At 70.7% G+C, this 21329-nt stretch carries 14 protein-coding genes; 5 read left to right on the top strand and 9 right to left on the bottom strand.

Annotated elements, in window-relative coordinates; genetic code table 11:
• Positions 1-9 precede the first annotated feature (9 nt).
• Positions 10-2472 carry a TonB-dependent receptor gene (locus J7520_RS01590; protein WP_291183081.1) on the bottom strand — a complete coding sequence of 821 codons (2463 nt, stop codon included), beginning with the start codon at positions 2470-2472 and terminating at the stop codon, positions 10-12.
• A 393-nt stretch (positions 2473-2865) separates the two neighbouring features.
• Between J7520_RS01590 and xth the strand changes: the two genes are divergently transcribed.
• The 3 genes from xth to J7520_RS01605 are packed head-to-tail and all read left to right on the top strand — an operon-like array spanning position 2866 to position 4497.
• Positions 2866-3639, top strand: a complete 774-nt coding sequence (xth, locus tag J7520_RS01595) for an exodeoxyribonuclease III (protein WP_291183083.1) — start codon at positions 2866-2868, stop codon at positions 3637-3639.
• Positions 3629-4285: a YecA family protein gene (locus J7520_RS01600; RefSeq protein ID WP_291183085.1), complete on the top strand. Its 657-nt coding sequence runs from the start codon at positions 3629-3631 to the stop codon at positions 4283-4285. Before xth ends, J7520_RS01600 begins: the two co-directional genes overlap by 11 nt.
• Positions 4282-4497: a hypothetical protein gene (locus J7520_RS01605; protein WP_291183087.1), complete on the top strand. Its 216-nt coding sequence runs from the start codon at positions 4282-4284 to the stop codon at positions 4495-4497. The genes J7520_RS01600 and J7520_RS01605 overlap by 4 nt, the downstream gene beginning before the upstream one ends.
• A 16-nt stretch (positions 4498-4513) precedes the next feature.
• Here the strand turns inward: J7520_RS01605 and J7520_RS01610 are convergent, their stop codons facing one another.
• Entirely contained in the window at positions 4514-5548 is a 1035-nt protein-coding gene (locus tag J7520_RS01610; RefSeq protein ID WP_291183089.1) for an NADP-dependent oxidoreductase, read from the bottom strand.
• A 287-nt stretch (positions 5549-5835) separates the two neighbouring features.
• On the opposite strand from J7520_RS01610, the gene J7520_RS01615 reads away from it, so the two are divergent.
• A complete protein-coding gene (locus J7520_RS01615; protein WP_291183091.1) occupies positions 5836-6696 on the top strand; it encodes a pirin family protein in 861 nt (286 codons plus the stop codon).
• A gap of 87 nt (positions 6697-6783) precedes the next feature.
• Here J7520_RS01615 and J7520_RS01620 read toward each other — a convergent pair whose 3' ends face one another.
• From J7520_RS01620 to J7520_RS01645, 6 genes are all read right to left on the bottom strand, one after another.
• Complete coding sequence (locus J7520_RS01620; RefSeq protein WP_291183093.1) at positions 6784-9195, bottom strand: DUF4394 domain-containing protein; 2412 nt, start codon at positions 9193-9195, stop codon at positions 6784-6786.
• 171 nt (positions 9196-9366) lie between these two features.
• Positions 9367-11670, bottom strand: a complete 2304-nt coding sequence (locus J7520_RS01625; protein WP_291183095.1) for a winged helix-turn-helix domain-containing protein — start codon at positions 11668-11670, stop codon at positions 9367-9369.
• A gap of 381 nt (positions 11671-12051) precedes the next feature.
• Entirely contained in the window at positions 12052-14088 is a 2037-nt protein-coding gene (locus J7520_RS01630; protein ID WP_291183097.1) for a hypothetical protein, read from the bottom strand.
• 151 nt (positions 14089-14239) lie between these two features.
• Positions 14240-16666 (bottom strand): transcriptional regulator, encoded by a 2427-nt coding sequence (locus J7520_RS01635; protein ID WP_291183099.1) that lies wholly within the window; start codon positions 16664-16666, stop codon positions 14240-14242.
• Positions 16667-16844: 178 nt separating this feature from the next.
• Positions 16845-17276, bottom strand: a complete 432-nt coding sequence (locus J7520_RS01640; protein WP_291183101.1) for an EamA family transporter — start codon at positions 17274-17276, stop codon at positions 16845-16847.
• A 125-nt stretch (positions 17277-17401) separates the two neighbouring features.
• Positions 17402-19612, bottom strand: a complete 2211-nt coding sequence (locus J7520_RS01645; protein WP_291183103.1) for an alpha/beta fold hydrolase — start codon at positions 19610-19612, stop codon at positions 17402-17404.
• On the opposite strand from J7520_RS01645, the gene J7520_RS01650 reads away from it, so the two are divergent.
• Positions 19593-20543, top strand: a complete 951-nt coding sequence (locus J7520_RS01650) for a hypothetical protein (RefSeq protein WP_291183105.1) — start codon at positions 19593-19595, stop codon at positions 20541-20543. The genes J7520_RS01645 and J7520_RS01650 overlap by 20 nt on opposite strands.
• Positions 20544-20559: 16 nt before the next feature.
• On the opposite strand, the gene J7520_RS01655 is transcribed toward J7520_RS01650, so the two are convergent.
• Positions 20560-21258, bottom strand: a complete 699-nt coding sequence (locus tag J7520_RS01655; RefSeq protein WP_291183107.1) for a glutathione binding-like protein — start codon at positions 21256-21258, stop codon at positions 20560-20562.
• Between the last annotated feature and the right edge of the window lie 71 nt (positions 21259-21329).

Here is a 21329-nt window from a genome sequence, read left to right on the forward strand (position 1 = left end):
GGTCGATCGTCAGAACCGGTACGTCACGTTGAGGCTCACGTTGCGCGGCGTGCCCCAGGTGTAGGTGCTGTACCAGCTGAAGATCGTGTAGTACTTCTTGTCGAGCAGGTTGTTGACCGTCAGCGCGGCCGACAGGCGTTCGTCGAACTGGTAGCGCGCCGACGCGTCGAGCACCCAGTAGTCCGGTGCCGTGTGTCGCTGCGGCACGCCGGACGGCGTGGCGATCTCGCCCCAGGTCTCGTCCTGCCAGCGCGCGCCGCCGCCGAGGGTCAGCCCCTTCAGCCGGCCGCCGGGCTGGTAGCTCGCATACAGCGTGAATTCGTTGGCCGGCGTCAGCGTCTGCACGCGGGCGCCCTGCTGGCGCGAGACGTGGTGCGAGTAGCCGCCCTGCAACTGCCAGCCTTCGGCGATGCGGCCGGACACTTCCACTTCGTAGCCTTCGGTCTTCACGCCCTGGATCGCCTTGTAGGCGACGCCGCCGGTCGGCGTCCGGCCGCCGGACTCGACGCCGAAGTTGTCCTGCTCGAGACGGAACACCGCCGCGGACGCGTTGAGCCGGCCGTCGAAGAATTCCGCCTTCGCGCCGATCTCGTAGTTGTTGCCTTCCAGCGGAGCGAGCACGCGGCCACGCTCGTCCTGCAACGACTGCGGCGAGAAGATGCTGGTGTAGCTGGCGTAGAGCGACCAGTGCTCGCCGAGGTCGTAGACCGCGCCGACGTAGGGCACGAACACACCGGACTCGTCGAGGCCGGCGACCGGGTTGCGGTACCACGACCAGCGCCCGCCGGTGATCAGCTTGAGGTCGTCGCGCAGGTTCCAGCGCGCCGCCACGTATGCGCCGCGTTCGCGCGTGACCTCGTCGTTGGTGAAGTCGGGCACCGCACCCCACCGCGGCCGCGGCACGTCGCCGATCCAGCGGTAGTAGTCCTCGACGTCGAAGCGGTAGTCGGGGAGGTTGTACCAACCCTCGTTGCGCCAGCGGCGCCGCGCCGAGGACACGCCGACGACCAGCTCGTGCTCGCGGCCGGCGAGCTGGAACGGCCCGTTGACGAAGCCGTCGAACGCGTCGCTGGTGGTGCGGCCGATGTACTGGCCGACCCACATCGTCACGCCCGAGCCGTCGGCGGGATTCGGGAAACCCGCGGCGGCCGCGCCGAGGTTGGCGTCGTAGCCGTTGACCTGGTGGTTGTACTGCAGCTTGGCGACCCAGCCGTTGGCGAAGGCATGGTCCAGCGTGGCGAAGCCGGTGCGCGTGTACTGGTCCCAGTGGCTCCAGTCGGCGCCGTTGTTGAACGAGCGCGGCATCGCGTTGAAGGCGCCTTCGGAGTTCAGCAGCGGGATGCCACCCCAGGTCGACGCCTCGGGTTTGTTATCCTGCTTGTCGCCGCCGATCGTCAGCAGCGTGTCCGGCGTCAGGTCGGCTTCGAGGATGCCGTAGAACACCGAGGCCTGGCGCGAATAGCGGTCGAGGTTGGAGCCGCGGTCCTCATACGCGGCGACACCGCGCGCGCGAAGGCTGCCGCTCTCGTTGAGCGGGCCGCCGACGTCGACCTCGCCGCGATAGGCGTCCCAGCGGCCGGCGCCGAGCTGGAAGTGGCCGGAGAGGTCGCGCGTAGGCTTCTTGCGGATCAGGTTGATCGTCGCGCCGGGCGTGCCGCTGCCGGTCAGCAGGCCGGTGGCGCCCTTGAGCACTTCGATGCGGTCGTAGATCGCCATGTCGCTGAGCGTGTTGCCGGCGGAGTACGACGAGTCGCGCATCATCGGGATGCCGTCGTACTGGAAGTTCTGGATCGCGAAGCCGCGCGCGTAGTACTCGGTGCGCTCGCTGTCGTAGGTCACGATGGCGATGCCCGGCGTGTGCTGCATGACCTGGTCGATGGTGGTCAGGTTGAAATCGTCCATCACCTGCCGCGTGATGACGCTGATCGACTGCGGCGTCTGCCGCGGCGTCAGCACCATGCGCGTCGCGGTCGCGATCGCCCCGGGCGTGTACGAGCCGCTGCCCTCGGTGATCTCGCCGAGCAGGTTGGAGACGACGGTGACCGTCGGCAGCGTGGCGTCGGCGTCCGGCGTCGCGCCGGACGGATCCGCCGCGGCGGAGGCGGCCTCGACGGCATAGCCGCCGCGCGAATCGGCCACCGCGCGCAAACCCTGGCCGCGCAGCAGTTCGGCGAAGCCGTCGGCGATCGTGTAGCGGCCGCCGAGGCCCGGGCTGACCTTGTCCTGCACCAACGTCGCCGGCGCCGTGAGCGTGGTGCCGGCTTCCATCGCGAAACGCTCGAGCACCGCTGCGAGCGAGCCGGCCGGGATCGCATAGGTCCGCGATTCCGGCGCGGCCGCCGCGGCCTGCGCCGTGGGACCATTCACCACCGACGCCGCCGCGAACAGCACGCCGGCCGCGCCGACGGCCAGCGCGAACGGGCGTGAAAGCCGCGGGGAGGCGAGCGGAAGATCGGTTCGCGGACGGGACATGCCGGGGTTTCCTTGGAGAAAGCTTCGAAAAGGCGCTGTTGCGTCCGCGTCGCCGCCCGCAGACGTCCGGGGATCGGCCGGTTCATCGACTGAGGCAACTTACTTGCGGATGAGAATCATTCTCAGAATGATAGTTGGTTCATATCGGCGCCGGCAATCGAAACCTGCCGGGCGCGCACGCGACGGGCGGCCGTTCCGCGCTCGCGACTCGCGGGCAGCGTGCCGACCGCTCGCCCAGCCATCGTTTTCCGTTCCGCCGATCGCTTCGCGTGGCGCGATCCGCGACGCACGGCGTTCGCCGCGTGCGTGAATCCATCCGCAGTACCGTTCCCCGACGCGCTCCCCCGAACCCGCGCGCACCGAGCGTCACGCCCGCTCCGCTACACTTGACCGATGAAGATCGCGAGCTGGAACGTCAACTCCCTGAACGTGCGCCTGCCCCACGTCGAGCAATGGTGCGCCGAAGCGCGGCCGGACGTGCTCGCGTTGCAGGAAACCAAGCTCGAGGACGCGAAATTCCCGGTCGCCGCGCTGGAAGCGGCCGGCTACCGCAGCGCGTTCTCGGGACAGAAGACCTACAACGGCGTGGCGATCCTCGCGCGCGAGCCGATCACCGACGTGCAGCACGGCATCGCCGGTTTCGACGATCCGCAGCGGCGCATCCTGTCGGCGACGATCGGCGACGTGCGCGTGGTCAATCTCTACGTCGTCAACGGCCAGGCCGTCGGCAGCGAGAAGTACGCCTACAAGCTCGACTGGCTGGCCAAGGTCACCGCCCATCTCGCCGAGGAGATCCAGCGCCATCCGCGCCTGGTCGTGCTCGGCGACTTCAACATCGCGCCGGACGACCGCGACGTGCACGACCCTGCCGCGTGGCACGAGCAGATCCTGTGCTCGACGCCGGAACGCGACGCCTTGAAGCGCCTGCTCGACCTCGGCCTCGCCGACAGCTTCCGCCTGTTCGACCAGGACGCCGGCCACTACAGCTGGTGGGACTACCGCCAGGCGGCGTTCCGCCGCAACCTCGGCCTGCGCATCGACCTGGTGCTGGTGTCCGAAGCGCTGCGCGCCTCCTGCCGCGCGGCGGCGATCGACCGCACGCCGCGCACATGGGAGCGCGCCTCGGACCACACCCCGGTGCTGGTGGAGCTCGACGATGGCCGCTGACTGGACGACCTCGCCGACCGACGGCGAGCTGGAGGAGCTCGACCGCTTCCTGCGCGCGCACGGCAGCGACGAAGACCTGCTGCTCGACGGCGTGCACGGCTTCCTGACCGCCCTGGCGATCGGCCCGACGCCGGCCAAGCCGGACGAATGGCTGCCGGAAATCCTGCACGAGCCGTTCGCCGATTCGGACGAGGGCGAGCGCGTGCTGACCCTGCTCGCGCGCCTCAACGACGCGATCGCGCCGGAGCTGGAAACCGGCACCTACGAGCCGATCCTCGGCGAGCTCGACACCGACGACGGCCATCCGGCGTTCACCGCGCGCGGCTGGTGCGAGGGGTTCTCGCGCGGCATCGACCTGCGCGCGCCGTCGTGGGAAGGCCGGCTCGGCCACGATTCGGAATTGATGGAGCTGCTCGGCCCGATCATCGCGCTGGCGATCGACGACGGCGTGTTCGAGAGCGACGGCGACTTCGCGCCGCTCGGCGAGGAAGACTACGACGAATGCCTGGCGCAGATCCCGCAGGCGGTCGGCGCGGTCGCCGAGTACTGGCGCGAGCATCCGCTCAAGCCCGAGGAGCGGAGCGCACCGGCCGGCGAAACGACCGCGCCGCCGCCGCGGCGTCGCGGCGGTCGCTGGGTGCATTGACCTTCCTTCGCGCAGAACGCCACACGCATTGGGTGATCGTGCTGGTCGTGTGCGCCACCCTCACGATTCCGTTCGTGAAGCTGTTCCCGCACGCCGGACTGCCCGCCTGGCTCGGCGTGTTCGGCATCGTGCCGTTCGTGGCGCCGATCTTCCTGTGGCTGCTCTTCCTGTGGCCGCTGGCGTTCAAGCGCTGGCCCGGCGATCCGGCCTGATCGCGCCGCGCCGGCCTCAGGCGTCGGCGACCCGCACCACCTGCTTGCCGAAGTTGCGTCCTTCGAGCAGGCCGATGAACGCCGCCGGCGCGTTTTCCAGTCCCACGGTCACGTCTTCGCGCAGCTTGATGCGTCCTTCGGCGACCCACTCGCCCATGTCGCGGCGGAACGCGTCGAAACGCCCGGCGTAGTGGTCGAGGATGATGAAGCCCTGCAGGCGGATGCGCCGCTGCAGCACGATCGACATCGCCAGCGGCAGGCGGTTCGGCGCGGGCGGCAGGCGCTTGTCGTTGTAGTGCGCGATGACGCCGCAGACCGGCACGCGCGCGTGATCGTTGAGCCGCGGCAGCACCGCGTCGAACACGGCGCCGCCGACGTTCTCGAAATAGACGTCGATGCCGTCCGGGCAGGCCGCGGCGAGGCGTTCGGCCAGCGCCGCCTCGCGATGATCGAGGCAGACGTCGAAGCCGAGTTCCTCGACCGCGTAGCGACACTTGTCGGCGCCGCCGGCGATGCCGACCACACGCGCGCCCTTCAGCTTGGCGATCTGCCCGACCGCGCTGCCGACCGCGCCGGTCGCCGCGGCGACGACCACGGTTTCACCCGACTTGGGCTGGCCGATGTCGAGCAGGCCGACGTACGCGGTGAAGCCGGGCATGCCCAGTCCGCCCAAGGCCAGCGACGGCTGCGCCATCTCGCCGAGCGGGCGCAGGTCGCGGCCGTCCGACAGCGCGTAGTCCTGCCAGCCGGCGTTGCCGAGCACGAGATCGCCGACGCGGAACTGCGGATGTTCGGAGGCGACGACGCGATTGACCGTGCCGCCGACCATCGTCTCGCCGAGCGGCACCGCCGGCATGTAGCTCGGCCCGACCTCGTCCATCAGGTTGCGCATGTACGGATCGAGCGACAGGTGCAGCGTGCGCAACAGCACCTGGCCCTTGGCCGGGACCGGCACGTCGACCTGTTCGAGGCGGAAATCCTGCGGCTTCGGCGCGCCTTCGGGGTGCGCGGCGAGAACGATGCGGCGATTGACGGCAGCGGTTTGCGGCATGGCCGGAGTCCACGGAAAGGGACTGATGGAGCTTGCGATGCTTTCGCGCGAATCAAGCGTTGCGCGACGGCGATCGGCGAGCCGGGCGCTGCATCGAGTCCGCGGCAGCTTCGCCTCGGGTAGCGCCACCGCTTTCGTCCGGCCGGCTTCGCTCCGATCGTTCGATCGGACGGCCGGCGACCGGCCGACATCACTGTCTTCCTGCCGATCCAATCCGTTCACGCGGCGGCGCTTGTCGCGCCCGCGGCGCGGGCGCATCTTCGCCTCATTCCTGATCGGAGACTTCCATGAACGCAACCGCCACCACGTCCCGTCGCGTCGCGCGCACGTTCCGCGGCCAGCCGACGTCGGACGGCGCCGGGGTCAAGCTGACGCGCGTGATCGGCCAGCGCGACCTCGACATGCTCGATCCGTTCCTGCTGCTCGACGAGTTCCGTTCGGACCAGGCCGGCGACTACCTCGCCGGTTTTCCGAATCATCCGCATCGCGGCTTCGAGACCGTCACCTACATGCTCGCCGGCCGCATGCGCCACGGCGACAACCAGGGCAACTCGGGCCTGCTGACCTCCGGCAGCGTGCAGTGGATGACCGCCGGACGCGGCATCGTGCATTCGGAGATGCCCGAGCAGGAGAACGGCCTGATGGCCGGCTTCCAGCTCTGGGTCAACCTGCCGGCGAAGGACAAGATGAGCGCGCCGCGCTACCAGGACATCGCGCCCGAGCGCATTCCCGTCGTCGACGCCGCCGACGGCGTGCGCGTGCGCGTGATCGCCGGACGCTATGGCGAAACGACCGGTCCGGTGTCCGGCATCGCGATCGACCCGCTGTACTTGGACGTCGAACTCGCGCCGGGCGCACGCATGGCGGCGACGATCCCGTCCGGCCACAGCGCGTTCGCCTACGTCTACGAAGGCGCGGCGGATCTGGGCCCGGCGGAAACTGCGCAGCGCATCGCCCGCGGCGAGATCGCCGTGCTCGACCGCATCGGCGAGGAACTGCTGGTCACCGCCGGCGACGCGCCGACGCGGCTGATCCTGGTCGCCGGCCGGCCATTGAACGAGCCGGTCGCGCGCTACGGACCGTTCGTGATGAACACGCCGGAGCAGATCGTCGAGGCGATCCGCGACTACCAGTCCGGCAAGTTCTGAGTCCCGGGGCGTCGGCGCGCGCGAGCGCGACGGACGAATGACGATGACCCCGCGGCGGTCGCGCGACCGCCGCGGGGTTCGCCGTTTCTAGGGAATCGTGATCGCGTTGCCGCTGCGATCGTAGGCGTAGTCGAGCACGGTGGCCGGGAATCCGGCCCCGCCGCCGGCGCGCAGGTGCACGTAGCCGTAGTTCACCTGCCCGGTCTGCTCGTTGTAGAACTGGATGCCGAGATAGCCGGTCGCGCCGGCCAGCCAGTTGTCGAGCGATGTCGAGGTCGGCGCGAAGAAGACCGTGGAATACTGGCCGATCTGCGCGCCGCTCTGCAGCACCGAGTAGCGGATGCCGCCGGAACCGTCGACGTCGACCACCCCGCCGACGCCCGCCTGGGTGACCAGATCGGAATACCAGTACACATACAGCGCCTCGCCGCTGCCGTCGTCGTTCGCGTACAGGTTGATGTCGGCGACGGTGTCCTCGCTCCACGGCCCGTGCGCGCCGGTGACGAGGTCGATCGCGATGCCGTCGAGATCGACCGGCACCGGCCAGTTCAGCGGACCGCTGCGGACCACGTCGCCGACCACGGTGCCGGCGCCGCAGCGGCCGTCCTCGCCGGATTCGAAGCCGCTGCAGAACAGGCCGTCGCTGGCGGGAGACGCCGTGACGGTCGCGGTGACCGGCACGCTGAACAGCGCATGCTCGGGATCGCTCGTCGTGATGCAGAGCACCGCCGAGTGGTCGCCGGGCGGCAAGGAACTTGCGTCGACCGCGACCCACAAGCGGGTCGACGCGCCGGCGGCGAGCTGGCCGGCGGCCGGCGTCGAGCTGAGCCACGACACGCCACCCGGCGCGGCGCAGTCGCTGGCGGCGAACGCGGTGGAATAGTCGAGCGCGGCGGCGCCGACGTCGGTGAGCACGATCGGCTCGGCCACGGTCGCGCCGGCCGGTGCGGCGAGCGCCAGGCTCGCCGCCGAGAGCGCCGCCGCGGGACCGCTCGGGCCGGCCGCGCCCAGCGTCACGGAGTCGATCCACCAGCCGTTCGCACCGGGCGCCGACACCGTCGACTGGTCGGTGCCGAAGCGCCAGCGGAACTGCACCGCGTGCCCGGCGGCCGCGGCCGGCAGCGTCACGCGGGTGTTGAGGAAGGTCTCCTGCGTGCGACCGGCCCAGGCCTCGCGCGCGCCGAGCGGATTGCCGCCGCAGCAGCCGAACATCGTGTTCGTATAGCCGCCGGAGACGAAGCTGCCGCCGGCCGCGAGGATGTCTTCGAACGGCGCCCCGTCGATCGAGATCTCCAGCACGCCGCCGTCGTAGGGACTGGTCTCCAGCGCCCAGCGATGGCGGAACGCCAGCTCGGCGCCGGCCGCCGGCGTCACCACCGGGCTGTACAGGCTGGCCTCGCCCGGCTCCAGCACCTCCGGCACGTGCGCGGCGTTGGGAGCGCTGTCGAACACGTCGGTCTGCGTGGTCCACGCGCTGTCGCCGCCGTCGGCCGAGGTGCTCCAACCGGTCGGCAGCGCCGGCGCGGTGACGTCGTCGAAGTTCCACGCATGGCTCTCGTTGGACGGCGCCGCGGTGGCGATCGCCAGCGCCCAGATCTCGCTGCCGCCGTTCGGCGTCGGGCCGAGTTCGGTCACCGCGCCGCTGGCCACGTCGACCGTGTAGACCTTGCCCTGAAACGCGCCGCCCGCGCCGAGTGCGCCGAACGCGGCCCAGTACAGCGTGTCGGTGCTCTTGTCGAAATCCAGGCCCTGGGCGTAGGCCGCGTTCACGCCGGTCGGACCGATCACCTGCACGTCGCCGGTGCCGGTGTCGATCTTGATCAGGTAGTTGTCGTACGGGTCGATGATGCTCACCGCGTACATCTCGCCGGCCGAGTTGATCGCGACGTCGACCGGCAGGTAGTCGGCCGAACCGCCGGCGAGCGGCGCGACCAGGGCGACCGCCGCGGTGGCCGGATCGATCGTGTACAGGTGGCAGCCGACGCCGACGACGTGGTTGCAGGCGACCGCGAAGACCTTGTCGGTGGTCGGATCCCAGCGCATGCCGACCCAGTATTCGCCCTCGTCGGCCGACGGCGCGGCCGCGCCGATGTCGGTCACCGTCGCATCGGCGGTATCGATGGTGCGCAGCACGTTCTGGTCGCCCAGCACGTACTGCTTGCTGAAGTCGTTGCCGACGAACGTGGAGGTCCACAACGTGCCCTCGCTCGGCTGCGGGCCGATCGCCGTCGAGTTCGCCGGCGAGGAGATGTCGAACGTCGAGTACTGGCGCGAGAACGAAAGCGTCATCTCCAGCGCGTACGCTGGCACCGCGCCGAGCAGCTGGTGGATCGCCCGCGGCGTCGGTTGCGGGGCGGCGGCGACGCCGGTCTCGCGCGCCGGCTGCGGCGACGGCAGCGTGGTGCGCGTGCGGAAGGAGGCGCCGTCGTCGGCCTGCGCGGCGCAGGCCAGCGTCAGTGCCGCGAAGGTCGGCAGGAAGAGAGGGATGCGTCTTGCCACTTGGATTTGCCCCGGGCTGGATGGAAGGCGTTCGCGTCGCCGCGAGCGGGTCGATGCCGATCAGAGGCCAAGAGTCCCTCCCGATACGCCGCCGATGCGTGAGCGGTCCGTTGTCGAATCCGACAATCGCCTGAAAACATTGGATTTGTTGCGAGAGTGCGCGACCGCCTCTCAGCGCAGCTGAGTGGACGCGGCGAGCAGGTCGCCGGGCAGCGGACGCTCCCCGGCGAGGCGCCGCGCCGTGGCGTACGCGCGGGCGAAGGCTTCCGGCTGGCGCAGGGCGAGGTACAGGTGCGCCTGCAACACGGCGCAGGCGAAGTCCTCGCCGGCCCAGTCGGCGACCTGGCCGACCACGGTCGTCGCCTTCGACGCCTGGCCGGCGCGGATCAGCGCCATGCCCCACGAGACGACGACTTCGGCGATGTCCGCCGGCGCGCCCGACGCCTTCGCCGCGGCCAGGCTCGCCTCGTAGGCGCGCGTGGCGGCGGCCGGGTCGGCGGGCCAGCGCGTTTCGGCGTCGACGAGGTTCCGGTAGATCGCGCCGATGCCGGCCTCGCTCGGCGACGGGCCGAGGCGCTGGAGTTCGGTTTCGGCCGTCGCCGGCGCGGTCGCGCGCAGGCTGCGGCTCAGCACCAGCCAGCCGCTGTTGCGGATGCGCGCGTACAGGGTCGAGGCCAGCGCCGGGTCGGCCAGGGCGCGCATCGCCGCTTCGGCACGCCGGGCCGCTGAACCGGCGTCGCCCTGCTCGAAGTCGAGCTGCGCCAGCTCGACCTGCACCGCGGCGGACATGCCGACGATCTCGGCCGCGGCCGCGCTGCCGAGCAGCGACTGGAATTTCTCGCGCGCCTCGCGCGTGCTGCCGTTCAGGGCCAGCACGCGCGCGAAGGTGAAACCGAACAGCGCCTCGCTCAGCGGGTGGTCCAGCCGCGCCAGCCAGGGTTCGGCGCGCCGGACCGTGGCCAGCGCGCCCTGCGGCTGCAACAGGTACAACTGCTCGGTGGCGCAGTTGCCGAGCGCGTCGACGAATTTCTCCGCGTCGCCGAAGCGCTCGAAGCGGTCGGCGGCGGCGTTCCACATCGCCAGCGATTCCGCGTGGCGGTTGCGCAGCGCCAGCAAGGTCGCCTGCTGGCCCTGCAACCGCGCCAGCTGCAGGCTGTCGCCGGCCAGCTCGAGGGCGATGCGCGCCTGCGAGAAATCCGCCTCGGCGCCGTCGAGGTCGCCCTGCACCATGCCGAACAGGCCGCGGCCGTAGAACGCCTCGCCGAGCAGCTGCGGCGCGTTCATGCCGCGCAAGAGGGCGATCGCCTCGCCGAGGCTGCGCTGTGCGGCCGCCAGGTCGCCCGCCTGCGCGACCGGTCCGGACAGGCCGATCAGCGCGCGCGCATGGGTGGTCGCGTCGATCGCCGGCAGCCGCGCGAGCAGTTCGAGGTAGCCCGAGCGCGCCGCCTCCATGCGCTCGGTGGCGAGATCGACGTCGGCGCGGCGCAGCAGCCAGGCCGGCGTGTTGCGCAGGTCCGCCGGCGCCTCGTCGAGCAGCCGGCGCGCGGTGGCGAAGTCGGTGTCGAGCACGGCCGCGTCGATGCGCTGCAGCCATTGCTCGCTCGGCGCGTCGCCCTGTTCCACGTCCGTGCCGGCCGGACGGCCGAGCGCCAGCAGCAGGCGCTTGCTGGCCTGCCGCGTCGCGGCGACGGCCGAATCCCCGTTCGCCTCGACCTCGCGCAGCACGCGTCCCGCGTCGCGCCATTCGATGCGGCTGACCCAGCCGGCGGCCACGCGGCGCGTGGTGGCAACGACGAAGCGCCCCGCGCCGGTCGCGGCGCCGACGCGCTGCTCGCCGAGCAGGGGCGTACCGTCGTTGCGGGCGGTCGCCGCGATGTTTCCGCTCGGCACCACGCGCAGGCCCGCTTCGCGCAGGCGTTCGGCGATCTGGTCCATCAGGCCCAGCCGCAGCCAGGCCGATTCGGGATCCGCCTCGGGCTCGACCGCGACCGGCAGCACCGCGACCGCGTCCTTCGCGTCGAGCGCCGGGGGTGCGTACCAGGCCCAGGCACCCAGCACCAGCGCGAGCGCGAACACCGCGGCAGCCACCACGGCGACGATCCGGCGCGACCCGCGGGCCGGCGGCGGCGGGGATTGGGCGAGTGCATCGCTAGGGTCGACGACCTTCGTTTCCGCCACCCAGCGATAGCCGAAGCGCGGCACGGTGCGCACCATCGACTGCCCCTCGCCGGCGTCGCCGACGACGCGGCGCAGCTTGCGCATCAGCTGGCCGAGCTGGGCGTCGGTGACGTCGACGCGGCCCCAGATCGCCGCGATCAGTTCGTCGCGGCCGACGGCGCGCTCGCGGTGCTCGATCAGCCACACCAGGCCGTCGAATACCTTCGGCGACACCGTCAGCAGCTTTCCGTCGTCGTGCAGTTCGCGCGCCGCCACGTCGAGGCGGAACGTGGCGAAGCGATAGACGGATCGACTCATTTCGGGGGCGGCCGGCGCGGCATCGGGATCGTCGGGCGAAGCATTGCGCCCGATTCTGCACGAACGCCGGCCGCCGGCGTGCGGCAATGCGCGTCCCCGCGACGATGGTCGCCCCCGGCAGCGGCATCCGGCGAGGAAACTTCCTTGCCGGCCCCTCGCCGGACGCGCGCATTCCGCACCCTCTCGACGTCATGCCCGCGAATGCGGGCATTCATCGGCTCCGGATCCCGGTTTGCGCGGAATGACGGCTTTCCTGAAAGCGTTCTCTCGCAGAGGCGCGGAGATCGCGGAGGAAAAACTCTCTGTGGTTCTCTGCGATCTCAGCGCCTCTGCGAGGAAATGCCCTTCGCGGCGTCGCTCACCGACGCCGCGATCGCTCCATCACGTCCCGTCGAAGCCGTCGCCGAAGATCGCGTCGGTCGGCGTCGCGGTGCAGTCGCGGTACCACGGCGCGATGCCGGTGATCGTGTCCCAGGCCGGCGACTCGACGTGGTCGAGCGCGTTCGGGCAGAGCTCGCCGCCGTACTCGCCGAGGCCGGCCGGCGGCGCCGGCGGCGGGCCGCTGAGGTGGTTGTTGCCGACGAAGAAGCCGGTCAGCGCGGGCAGGCCGTCGAGCGACGGAATCGTGCCGCTGAGCTGGTTGCCGGAAGCGGAGAACCAGGCCAGTGCCGGCAGTTCGCCGAACGGCGGGATCGCGCCGTCGAACTGGTTGCCGAGGAACGTCGCCGATTGCAGCGCCGTCAGCCCGGCGAGCGAGGGCAGCGCGCCGGTGAGACCCGTGTTGCGCACGTCGATCGTCTGCAGCCCGGTCATCCCGGCGAGCGAAGGGAACACGCCGCCGAGCTGGGGCTGGTCGGCGATCTGCAGGCTGACCAGCCCGGTCAGCTGGTTCAGGCTCGGCGGCAGCGTGCCGACCATGTTGGTGAAGCCGAAGCTGAGTCCCACCACGTGCGCGCCGGCCTCGTCGCAGGTCACGCCGGTCCAGCTGCATTCGCTGCCGGGTTCGCCGAGCCAGCCGTTCATGTCCCACCAGCCGGCGCCGCCGGTGCTGTCGTAGAGGTCGACCAGCACCGCGCGCTCCGACGCCGGAATGCCATTCGACGCACGGCGATAGAAATATGCCGCACCCTGCTGGTAGTGGTCCCAGTCCGGCGTGTAGCCGTACATGCCGATCAGCGCTTCGTCGCCGTCGAGCGCGACGGCGGCGCCGAAGTACGGCGACACGATGCCGTCGTACTCGGTGAAGGTGTGCGCGCCGCCGAACGTCCCGCCGGAACGGCGGAACAGATAGGCCGCGCCCTGTCCCTCGGTGCCGCTGACGGTGACGTTGCTGGCGCCGACCAGCGCGGTGTCGCCTTGCAGCGCCAGCGTGATGCCGAAGTTGTCGGTCGGCGGCAGGCCGATGCCGTCGACGCCGCGCGCGGCTCCATCGCTCGCCGCGAGCCGCTGCTGCTGGGTCCAGTCGCCGCCCGCGCCGCCGAACACGTACACGACGCCCGCACCGCCCTCGCGCCACATCGCGCCGATCAGTGCGGTGTCGCCGTCGACCGCGAGCGCGCTGCCGAGCTGGTCGTTCTCCGCGCCTTCGGCGACGACGACCTTCTGCCGCTGGGACCACGCCCCGTCGGTACGGACGAACCGGTACACCGCGCCTTGCGCATGGCGGCCGCCGATCTCCGCGCCGGGCGAGCTGGCCAGCAGGGTCGAACCCGACAACGCGATCGCGAAGCCGAAACCGTCGCCGACGTCGCCGTCGGCGGCGACCAGCTGCTGCGTCTGCGTCCACGTGCCGCCGACCTGGGTGAAGACGTAGAGCGAGCCGCGCATCATCTGGTCGTTGTAGTGCGCGCCGTAGGCGGCGACGACGATGGTCTCCTCGTTCATCGCCACCGCGCTGCCGAACCAGTCGACCGAGGTGCCGTCGGCGGCGACGAGCTTCTGCGTCTGGGTCCACACGCCGTCGTCGCCGCGCACGAACACATAGGCCGCGCCCTGCGAGTTGTGCTCGCCGATCGTCGCGTTGATCGCGCCGATCACCGCGACGCGGCCGGACACCGCGACCGACCAGCCGAATTCGTTGAAGGCCGCGCCGTCGGCGGCGGTCAGGGTCTGCGTCAGGTTCCACGCACCGTCGGCGGCGCGCTCGTAGACCAGCACCTTGCCTTGCGCGGAGTGGTCGCCGAGGGTCGCCTCCGAGGCGGAGACCAGGGCGACCGAGCCGGACATCGCGACCGCGCGGCCGAACTTGTCGTAGCCGAGCCCCTGCGGATCGAGCACGCGCTGCGTCGACCAGTCTTCGGCGTGCGGCGCGACGGACGCCGCGCGCGCGGTCATCGCGGCGAGCAGGAACGCCGCGATCAGGAGCAGGCTGCATTGCAGGAAGCGGCTGGCTGTCCGATGGACAGGGAGCAAGGCCATGGGGAATCGTCTCCGGAAGAGTGGGTCAGGGGACCGACCGGCCGGCAGGACGCGGCGGGCGGCAACGGTCGCCGCAGCGTGCGCGCGCCGCCCCGGCGCTTCACTCGCGCTCCGTTATCGCTGCATTTCCGCTTCGTGAATCTCTTTGGATTCAACGATTTGGAATCGCACCTCCGGGTGCGGCCAGTACCGGCGCCGCGACCTCCGGGGGAATCACGCGTTCGCCGGCCAGGCGCTGCGAGCGCAGCAGCGCACCGCGCCAGGCCTCGTCGCGGCCGAGCGCGCGATACAGCCGCGCCTGCACCACGCTGGACGGGAAGTCGGCGTCGGCCCAGCGCTGCACGCGCCCGACCACGGTGCTGGCACGCTCGGTGTCGCCGACGTCGATCAGCGCATTGCCCCACGACACCGCGACCTCGGCGACGTCGGCCGGGATGCCGCCGCGCTCGGCCTGCGCCAGCGCGCGCTCGTAGGCCGCCGACGCCGAAGCGCGCTGCCCCGCCCATTGCCGCTCCGCCTCGGCCAGCGTCGCCAGCACGGCGGCGGCCGGCACCTGCACGCTCGCCGACCAGTCGAGCAGGCGCTTCGCCTCGGCGGCCGCGTCGTCGTCGCGCGCCGACGCCCGCAGCGCGCGCACCAGGGTCAGCCAGGCGCCGGCACGCGCCCGCGCGCGATCCGGTCCGGACAGCGCCTCGACCGCGGCGCGCGCGTGCCCGCTCGCCGCCTGCGCGCGACCGGTGGCCAGCTCGATGCGCGCCTGCTCCGCACGCGCATGGCCGAGCACCGGCAGGTCCTGTCCCGGCGTCATCGCGTCGGCGATCTCCACCAGCAGCGCCGCCGCCTCGCCGAGACGGCCGTTCGCCGCCAGCGCGCGCGCGTGCTGCACCTTCAGCGAGCGCTGCAGGTCGGCGTTGCTGATCTGCGGCAGCAGGGCCCAGCTGCGCTCGCTGGTCGCCAACGCCTCGACCGGCTGCAGCAAGGCGAGCTGCGAGTCGATCTCGTCGTCGATCGCCATCATCATCTCGTTGCGCCCGCCGAGGCGGCGGAAGCGCTCCTCCGAACGACGCATGATTGCCAGGCCTTCGGCGTAGCGGCCGCGCGTGTTCTCCATCAGTCCTTCGTTGGCCTCGATGCGCGCCAGCGAAAGCGCATCGCCGGTGATCTCCAGCGCGACGCGCGCCTTGGCGAAATCGCTCATCGCCTCGTCGAAGCGGCCGCCGACCGCTTCGGCGATGCCGCAGGCGGTGTGCGCGCGGCCGAGCACGCCCGGTTCGTTGCGCTCGGCCAGCAGCGCGACCGCCTCGCGGCAGTCGCGCCCGGCCGCCGCGGTGTCGCCGAGGTGGATCATCACCGAGCTCGACACGGTCAGCACCAGCGCGCGCAAAACGGGATCGCGCTCCGCGCTCACGTCGGCGAGCAGGCGGTCGAGTTTCTCGCGCGCCGCCGCCATGCGGCCGCTGCGGAAGTCGACCTGGGCCAGGCGCAGGCGCAGTTTCGGCGCGTCGCGCAGTTCCGGCGGCGCGGTCTCGATGATCGCGCGCGCGCGGTCGAGTTCGTCGGACAAGAGGGCGGCCTCGGCGCGCTGGCGCACGTCGTCGAGCGCCGGCGTCGCCGCGTCCGCGTCGGCGGCGACTGGCTTGCCGAGCCGCATCAGCAGCTGCGCGGCCGCCGCGCGCGCCGCCGCCGCGGCGTCGGCCTGCTGCGCCTCGACCACGACGTCGTCGGCGCCGGGTTCGCGCAGTTCCAGGCGCACGCGCCAGCCGTTCGCGCTGCGCTGCACGCCGGAGACGAGCAGACGGCGCGCACCGGTCGCCGCGCGCACGGCGCGCGCGAACGACGCCGCGTCGGCAACGGCGCCGCGCATCAGCGCGACCATCGTCTCGTTCGGCACCACCGCGAGGCCGGCGCCGCGCAGGCGTTCGGCGAGGAGGTCCATCAGGCCCAGTCGCAGCCACGACCATTCCGCCGCCGCGTCGACCTCGACCGGCAGCACCGCGATCGCCTCGGCGCCGAGCGCCTGCGCGGCGTCGGTCGACGCCGGCGGCGCGGCGCGGCGGCCCAGCACGTAGGCCGCGGAGGCGATCGCCAGCAGCGCGAGGATCGCAGCGGCGAGCAGGACGCGTGAACGTGCAGCGCGAGCCGGCGTCGGCGCGACGCCTGCGGTGCCGGTCGCCGTCTCGACGGCGCGAATCGCTTCGGTTTCGACCGGCGGCGACGGCGTCGCATCGGCGTCGGCCGTGCGCGGCGGATCGGCGCGTTCCTCGACCTCGACCTCGGCGACCCAGCGATAGCCGAACCGCGGGATCGTGCGGATCGCGTGCTGCTCCTCGCCGGTGTCGCCGATCGCGCGGCGCGCCTTCAGCACGACCTGGCCGAGCAGGGCATCGCTGACGTCGACGCGGCCCCACACCGCCGCGATCAGCTCGTCGCGGCCGACCGCGCGGTCGCGATGGTCGATCAAGTAGGCGAGCACGTCGAAGACTTTCGGCGACAAGGTCGTCGGCGCGCCGGCGCGGCGCAGTTCGCGCGCCGCCGGATCGACGCTGCAATCGCCGAAGCGGTAGAGGAGGCGTGCCATCGTGCAAGGTTAGCCGGCTTGACCGGATTGTGTGCCGGGCGGCCGCCGCGTGGCCTCGACGATCTCGCCGCGGCGAAATCCGCTCACGCGGGCTTCCCGTCCCCGCACGGCATCCTACCCGCTTCGCCGGACGCCGAGCGGCCGCGGGCATTATGGAGAAAGGGCAAAGTGGCGCCGCTCAGAACGCGGCGATGACGATCGCGCCGGCGAGGATCAGCGTGCCGCCGATCGCCACCGGCCAGCTCAGGCGCTCGCCGAGGAACAGCACACCGAGCACGATGGCGAACACCACGCCGAGCTTGTCGATCGGCGCGACCTTGCCGACCGGGCCGAGCTGCAGGGCACGGTAGTAGCACAGCCACGACAGGCCGGTCGCGACGCCGGACAACACCAGGAACAACCAGGTCTTCGCGTCGATCTCCGACGGCGTGCGCCATTCGCTGCGCCAACCGAGGATCGCCGCGGTCACGCCGAGGATCACCACGGTGCGGATGAAGGTCGCCAGGTTCGAATTGATGCCGGCGACGCCGACCTTGCCGAGCACGGCGGTGAGGCCGGCGAAAAACGCGGAACCGAGCGCGTAGATCAGCCACGGCTGGCGAAGATTCATGTCCGGGACTCCTGCGCTGCGAAGCGGCCGATCACGTCGCGACGGAACCTGTGCAGCCGGCCGGTCGACGGCGCCGGCCCGTGCCGGTCGACGTGGACGAGAGCGCCGATCGCCGTGCTCACGTCTTACTTTCCGCCCGACGCTTCGGCAGCCGCCGGCTTCAGCTTGGCGTCGAAGAAATTCGCGATCAGCGTGTACACGTGCTTCTTCATCGCAGGCTGTGACAACCCGTGCTTGCCGCCCGGATAGGTCATCAGCTCGAACTGCGTGCCGCGCTGCTGCAGCGCGGCCATCAGCTTGGTGGAGTTGGCGAACAGCACGTTGTCGTCGGCCATGCCGTGCACGAGCAGCAGCGCATCGGAGCGGATGCCGTCCAGCCAGTGCAGCACGCCGGACTGCTCGTAGCCGTCCGCGTTGTTCTGCGGCGTGTCGAGATAGCGCTCGGTGTAGTGCGTGTCGTACAGGCGCCAGTCCGTGACCGGCGCCACCGCGACGCCGGCGGCGAACGACTGCGGATGGGTCGCCAGCAGCATCAGCGTCTGGTAGCCGCCGTAGCTCCAGCCGAACGCACCGATGCGTTCGGCGTCGACCCAGGGCTGCTGCGCCAGCCAGGCGACGCCGGCCATCTGGTCGGCGACTTCGGCCTTGCCCAGGCGCTTGAAGATCGCATCGGAGAACGCGCGCCCGCGCCGCGGCGTGCCGCGGTTGTCGAGCGCGAACACGACGTAGCCGTGCTGCGCCATGTACTGCTCGAAATGCGCGCCCCAGGCCTTGTTGACGTACTGGCGGCCGGGGCCGCCGTAGTAGGTCATGAAGACAGGGTATTTCTTCTTTTCGTCGAAGCCGAGCGGCTTGTAGAAACGGTACTGGAGGCTCTGGCCGTCTTCGCTCTTCAGCGCGCCGAATTCCGGCGCGATCTGCGTCTGGCGATACGGCCAGTACGGATGGCCTTCCTTCAACTCGTTGCGCTCGATCCACGCGATGCGGCTGCCGTCGGGCCGGCGCAGCGACACCTGCGGCGGCGTGCGCGGATCGGAGTAGGTGTCGATCCAAGCACTGGCGCCTTCGCCGAACACCGCCTCGTGCCAACCCTCGCCCTCGCTGAGGCGCACGGCACCGTCGGCCTGGCCGCCGTCGAGCGCGGCCGCGTAGACCTGCTGCTGCAGCGGATCCTCGCGGTTCGCGGCGAAGTACACCTTGCCGTTCTTCTCGTCGAGCGCAAGCAGCTTGTCGATCTCCCAGGTGCCGCGGGTCAGGCGGCGGCGTTCGCGGCCGTCGAGGCCGAACACGTACAGATGCTTGTAGCCGTCGCGCTCGGACGCCCACACGAAGGCGTCCTCGTTCTTCAGGAAGCGCAGGTCGTCGTGCAGGTTGATCCAGGTCGCGCTGGTCTCGGTCAGCAGCGTGCGCTGGCGCAGCGAGCCGGTGTCGACGGCGACCAGATCGAGGCGGCGCTGGTCGCGGCTCTGGCGCTGGTAGACCAGCCCCTTCGCCTCCGGCATCCAGTCCACGCGCGCGAGGTAGAGGTCCGCGCCGCCGTGCTCGCGATCCTCCAGGTCGATCCAGCGCGTGCGTCCGCCGCGCGGCGCGACCAGGCCGAGCTTGACCGTCACGTTCGGCCGGCCGGCGGCCGGGTAGCGCTGTCCGATCGTCTCGCTGCGATCGGCGTAGACCTCGGTGCGCTCGACCACGTCGACCAGCGATTCGTCGTAGCGCTCGAACGCGATCGCCGAATCGTCCGGCGCCCACCAGTAACCGCTGGCGCGATCCATTTCCTCCTGCGCGACGAACTCGGCCTCGCCGTTGTGGATCGGCCCCTTGCCGTCGCGCGTGAGCTGGCGGACCTTGCCGCTGGCCAGTTCGATCGCGTAGAGGTTCTGCCGGCTGACGAAGGACACGTAGCCGCCGCGCGGCGAGATCTTGGCGTCGGTGACGTCGAAACCTTCCGGCGTCAGCGCGCGCGCTTGCGAACCGGGCTCGGCGGCAAGGTCGTACAGCCACAGGCGCTCGCCGACGGTGAACAGCAGCTTCTTCGAATCCGGCGCCCAGCGATAGGCGACGATGCCCTTCAGCTGCGCGATGCGCTCGCGTTCGCGGCGCGCCTTCTCCGCGTCGGAGAGTTCCGCCTGCCCGGCCAGCGTCGCCGAATCGACCAGGCGCTCGGCTTCGCCGCCGGCGACGTCGTACTGCCACAGGTCGAGCTGGTTCTGGTCGTCCGCGCGGCCGCGCAGGAAGGTCACGCGGCTGCCGTCCGGCGCGATCTTCAGCGAGCGCGGGCTCGGGCCGTTGAGATCCGGATCGGAGTAGAGGCGGTCGATGCTCAGTTTTTCAGCCATGGCGGGAGTGGAAATCGCAAGGGCGATCGTCAGGAATGCGCGCATTGACTCCTCCTGGGAAGGTACCGATTATCCGGTAGGTCCTTGCCGCGCGCATCGTCGTCGTGGCGCGGATCGAAACATCGACGAGGGGTCGACTATGCGATGGGGAGTTCTCGTTCTGCTGGCGGCGGTCGGTCTCCTCGGCTGCACGACGCCTGCGCCCAGGCCTGCGTCCAAACCAACCTCGGCGTTCATCGAGGAAACCGCGATCGACGTTCCGGAGCGAAGCGGTGATGCGGTCCTCGTCAACGCCTCGCGGGCCGGCATCGTGGCCGCCGGGATCGATGCGGTCTACCGAAGCGACCGGTTGACCGGCGCGTCGATCGATCTGTTCGTCTATCCGGCCGGAAGGATGCAGCCGGAGGAGGGGCTGTTGCAGGGTCAACGCGAGTTCCGCGAGTCGCTGGATGAGGCGCAGAACCAGAATCTGTTCCACGATCTTCAGGTCGACGAACCCGAACCGTTCCCTTTCGCGGGGGCCGATGGTGTTCCGCGGTCCGCGTACAAGAACCGGCTGCGTTTCTCCAAGCCTCAAGGTCTGCTGGAGTCGCGCGCCTGGCTGACCTACAAGCAGAACTACTGGTTCAAGCTGCGCATGACGGCCACGCCCGAGCTGGCGTCCGACCTCGATGCGATCGGCGATGAGATCGCTCGCGACGTATTCAGCCGCGCCGAGGCGCTGAGCAAGGGAAACTGCGCATCGATCACCCTCACGCTTCCGCCGCAACCCACCTTCGAGCAGCTCACCGAAGCCGCAATGGCCGGGATGAAGCAGCGTCGCGCAGCAGGCTGCGTGGAGAAGGACTACCCGGAACTGCCGCCCGGCTACCGCCGCACGGTCCTGCTTTTCGAGCCGGACTCGTGGTCGGAATCGTCGCCCGCTCGATGATGCGAGCGGCGCGAAGTCAGGCCTTGGGCCTCCCTCCGAACAGGATCTTCTTCTCTTCCTCGCTGAGCGGCTTGCCCGCCGACGGATTCACTTCCGGACCGCGCGCATAGGCGCGCTGCGTCGCCGGACGCGCAGCGATCGCGGCGTGCCAGCGGCGCACTTCGGGGAAATCGGTCAGGTCGATCGGCGCCTTCGCGTACGGACTGATCCACGGATAGGCGGCCATGTCGGCGATCGTGTAGTCCTCGCCTGCGATGAACGCGCGTCCGGCGAGGCGCCGGTCGAGCACGCCGAGCAGGCGGCGCGCTTCGTTGGTGTAGCGGTCGATCGCATACGGAATCTGTTCCGGCGCGTAGACGGTGAAGTGGCCGTACTGGCCGGTCATCGGTCCGAGGCCGCCCATCTGCCAGAACAGCCACTCGTTCACCTCCGTGCGACCGCGCAGGTCCACCGGGAGGAAGCGTCCGATCTTGTCGGCGAGATAGATCAGGATCGCGCCGGACTCGAACACGCTGATCGGCGCACCGCCGTCGGCGGGAGCGTGGTCGACGATCGCCGGCATCTTGTTGTTCGGCGAGATCGCCAGGTAGTCGGGCTTGAACTGGTCGCCCTTGCCGATGTCGACCGGCACGATCCGGTACGGCAGGCCGGCTTCTTCCAGGAACAGGGTGATCTTGTGGCCGTTCGGCGTCGGCCAGTAGTGCAGATCGATCATGGGAGGCTCGCGGATTGAGGGCGGGGATGATCCTTTTGGGGGCGATTGTGCGTTGTATCAATCGACGCCAC

This window comes from Dokdonella sp. (genome assembly GCF_017744955.1).
Taxonomy (GTDB): domain Bacteria; phylum Pseudomonadota; class Gammaproteobacteria; order Xanthomonadales; family Rhodanobacteraceae; genus Dokdonella_A.

Bases quoted from the DNA above. Each gene is read 5' to 3' on its own strand.
- J7520_RS01635 (WP_291183099.1), bottom strand. From the start codon at position 16,666: ATGGCACGCCTCCTCTACCGCTTCGGCGATTGCAGCGTCGATCCGGCG.
- J7520_RS01625 (WP_291183095.1), bottom strand. From the start codon at position 11,670: ATGAGTCGATCCGTCTATCGCTTCGCCACGTTCCGCCTCGACGTGGCG.
- J7520_RS01600 (WP_291183085.1), top strand. From the start codon at position 3,629: ATGGCCGCTGACTGGACGACCTCGCCGACCGACGGCGAGCTGGAGGAG.
- J7520_RS01615 (WP_291183091.1), top strand. From the start codon at position 5,836: ATGAACGCAACCGCCACCACGTCCCGTCGCGTCGCGCGCACGTTCCGC.
- xth (WP_291183083.1), top strand. From the start codon at position 2,866: ATGAAGATCGCGAGCTGGAACGTCAACTCCCTGAACGTGCGCCTGCCC.
- J7520_RS01645 (WP_291183103.1), bottom strand. From the start codon at position 19,612: ATGGCTGAAAAACTGAGCATCGACCGCCTCTACTCCGATCCGGATCTC.
- J7520_RS01650 (WP_291183105.1), top strand. From the start codon at position 19,593: ATGCTCAGTTTTTCAGCCATGGCGGGAGTGGAAATCGCAAGGGCGATC.
- J7520_RS01590 (WP_291183081.1), bottom strand. From the start codon at position 2,472: ATGTCCCGTCCGCGAACCGATCTTCCGCTCGCCTCCCCGCGGCTTTCA.
- J7520_RS01630 (WP_291183097.1), bottom strand. From the start codon at position 14,088: ATGGCCTTGCTCCCTGTCCATCGGACAGCCAGCCGCTTCCTGCAATGC.
- J7520_RS01640 (WP_291183101.1), bottom strand. From the start codon at position 17,276: ATGAATCTTCGCCAGCCGTGGCTGATCTACGCGCTCGGTTCCGCGTTT.
- J7520_RS01655 (WP_291183107.1), bottom strand. From the start codon at position 21,258: ATGATCGATCTGCACTACTGGCCGACGCCGAACGGCCACAAGATCACC.
- J7520_RS01610 (WP_291183089.1), bottom strand. From the start codon at position 5,548: ATGCCGCAAACCGCTGCCGTCAATCGCCGCATCGTTCTCGCCGCGCAC.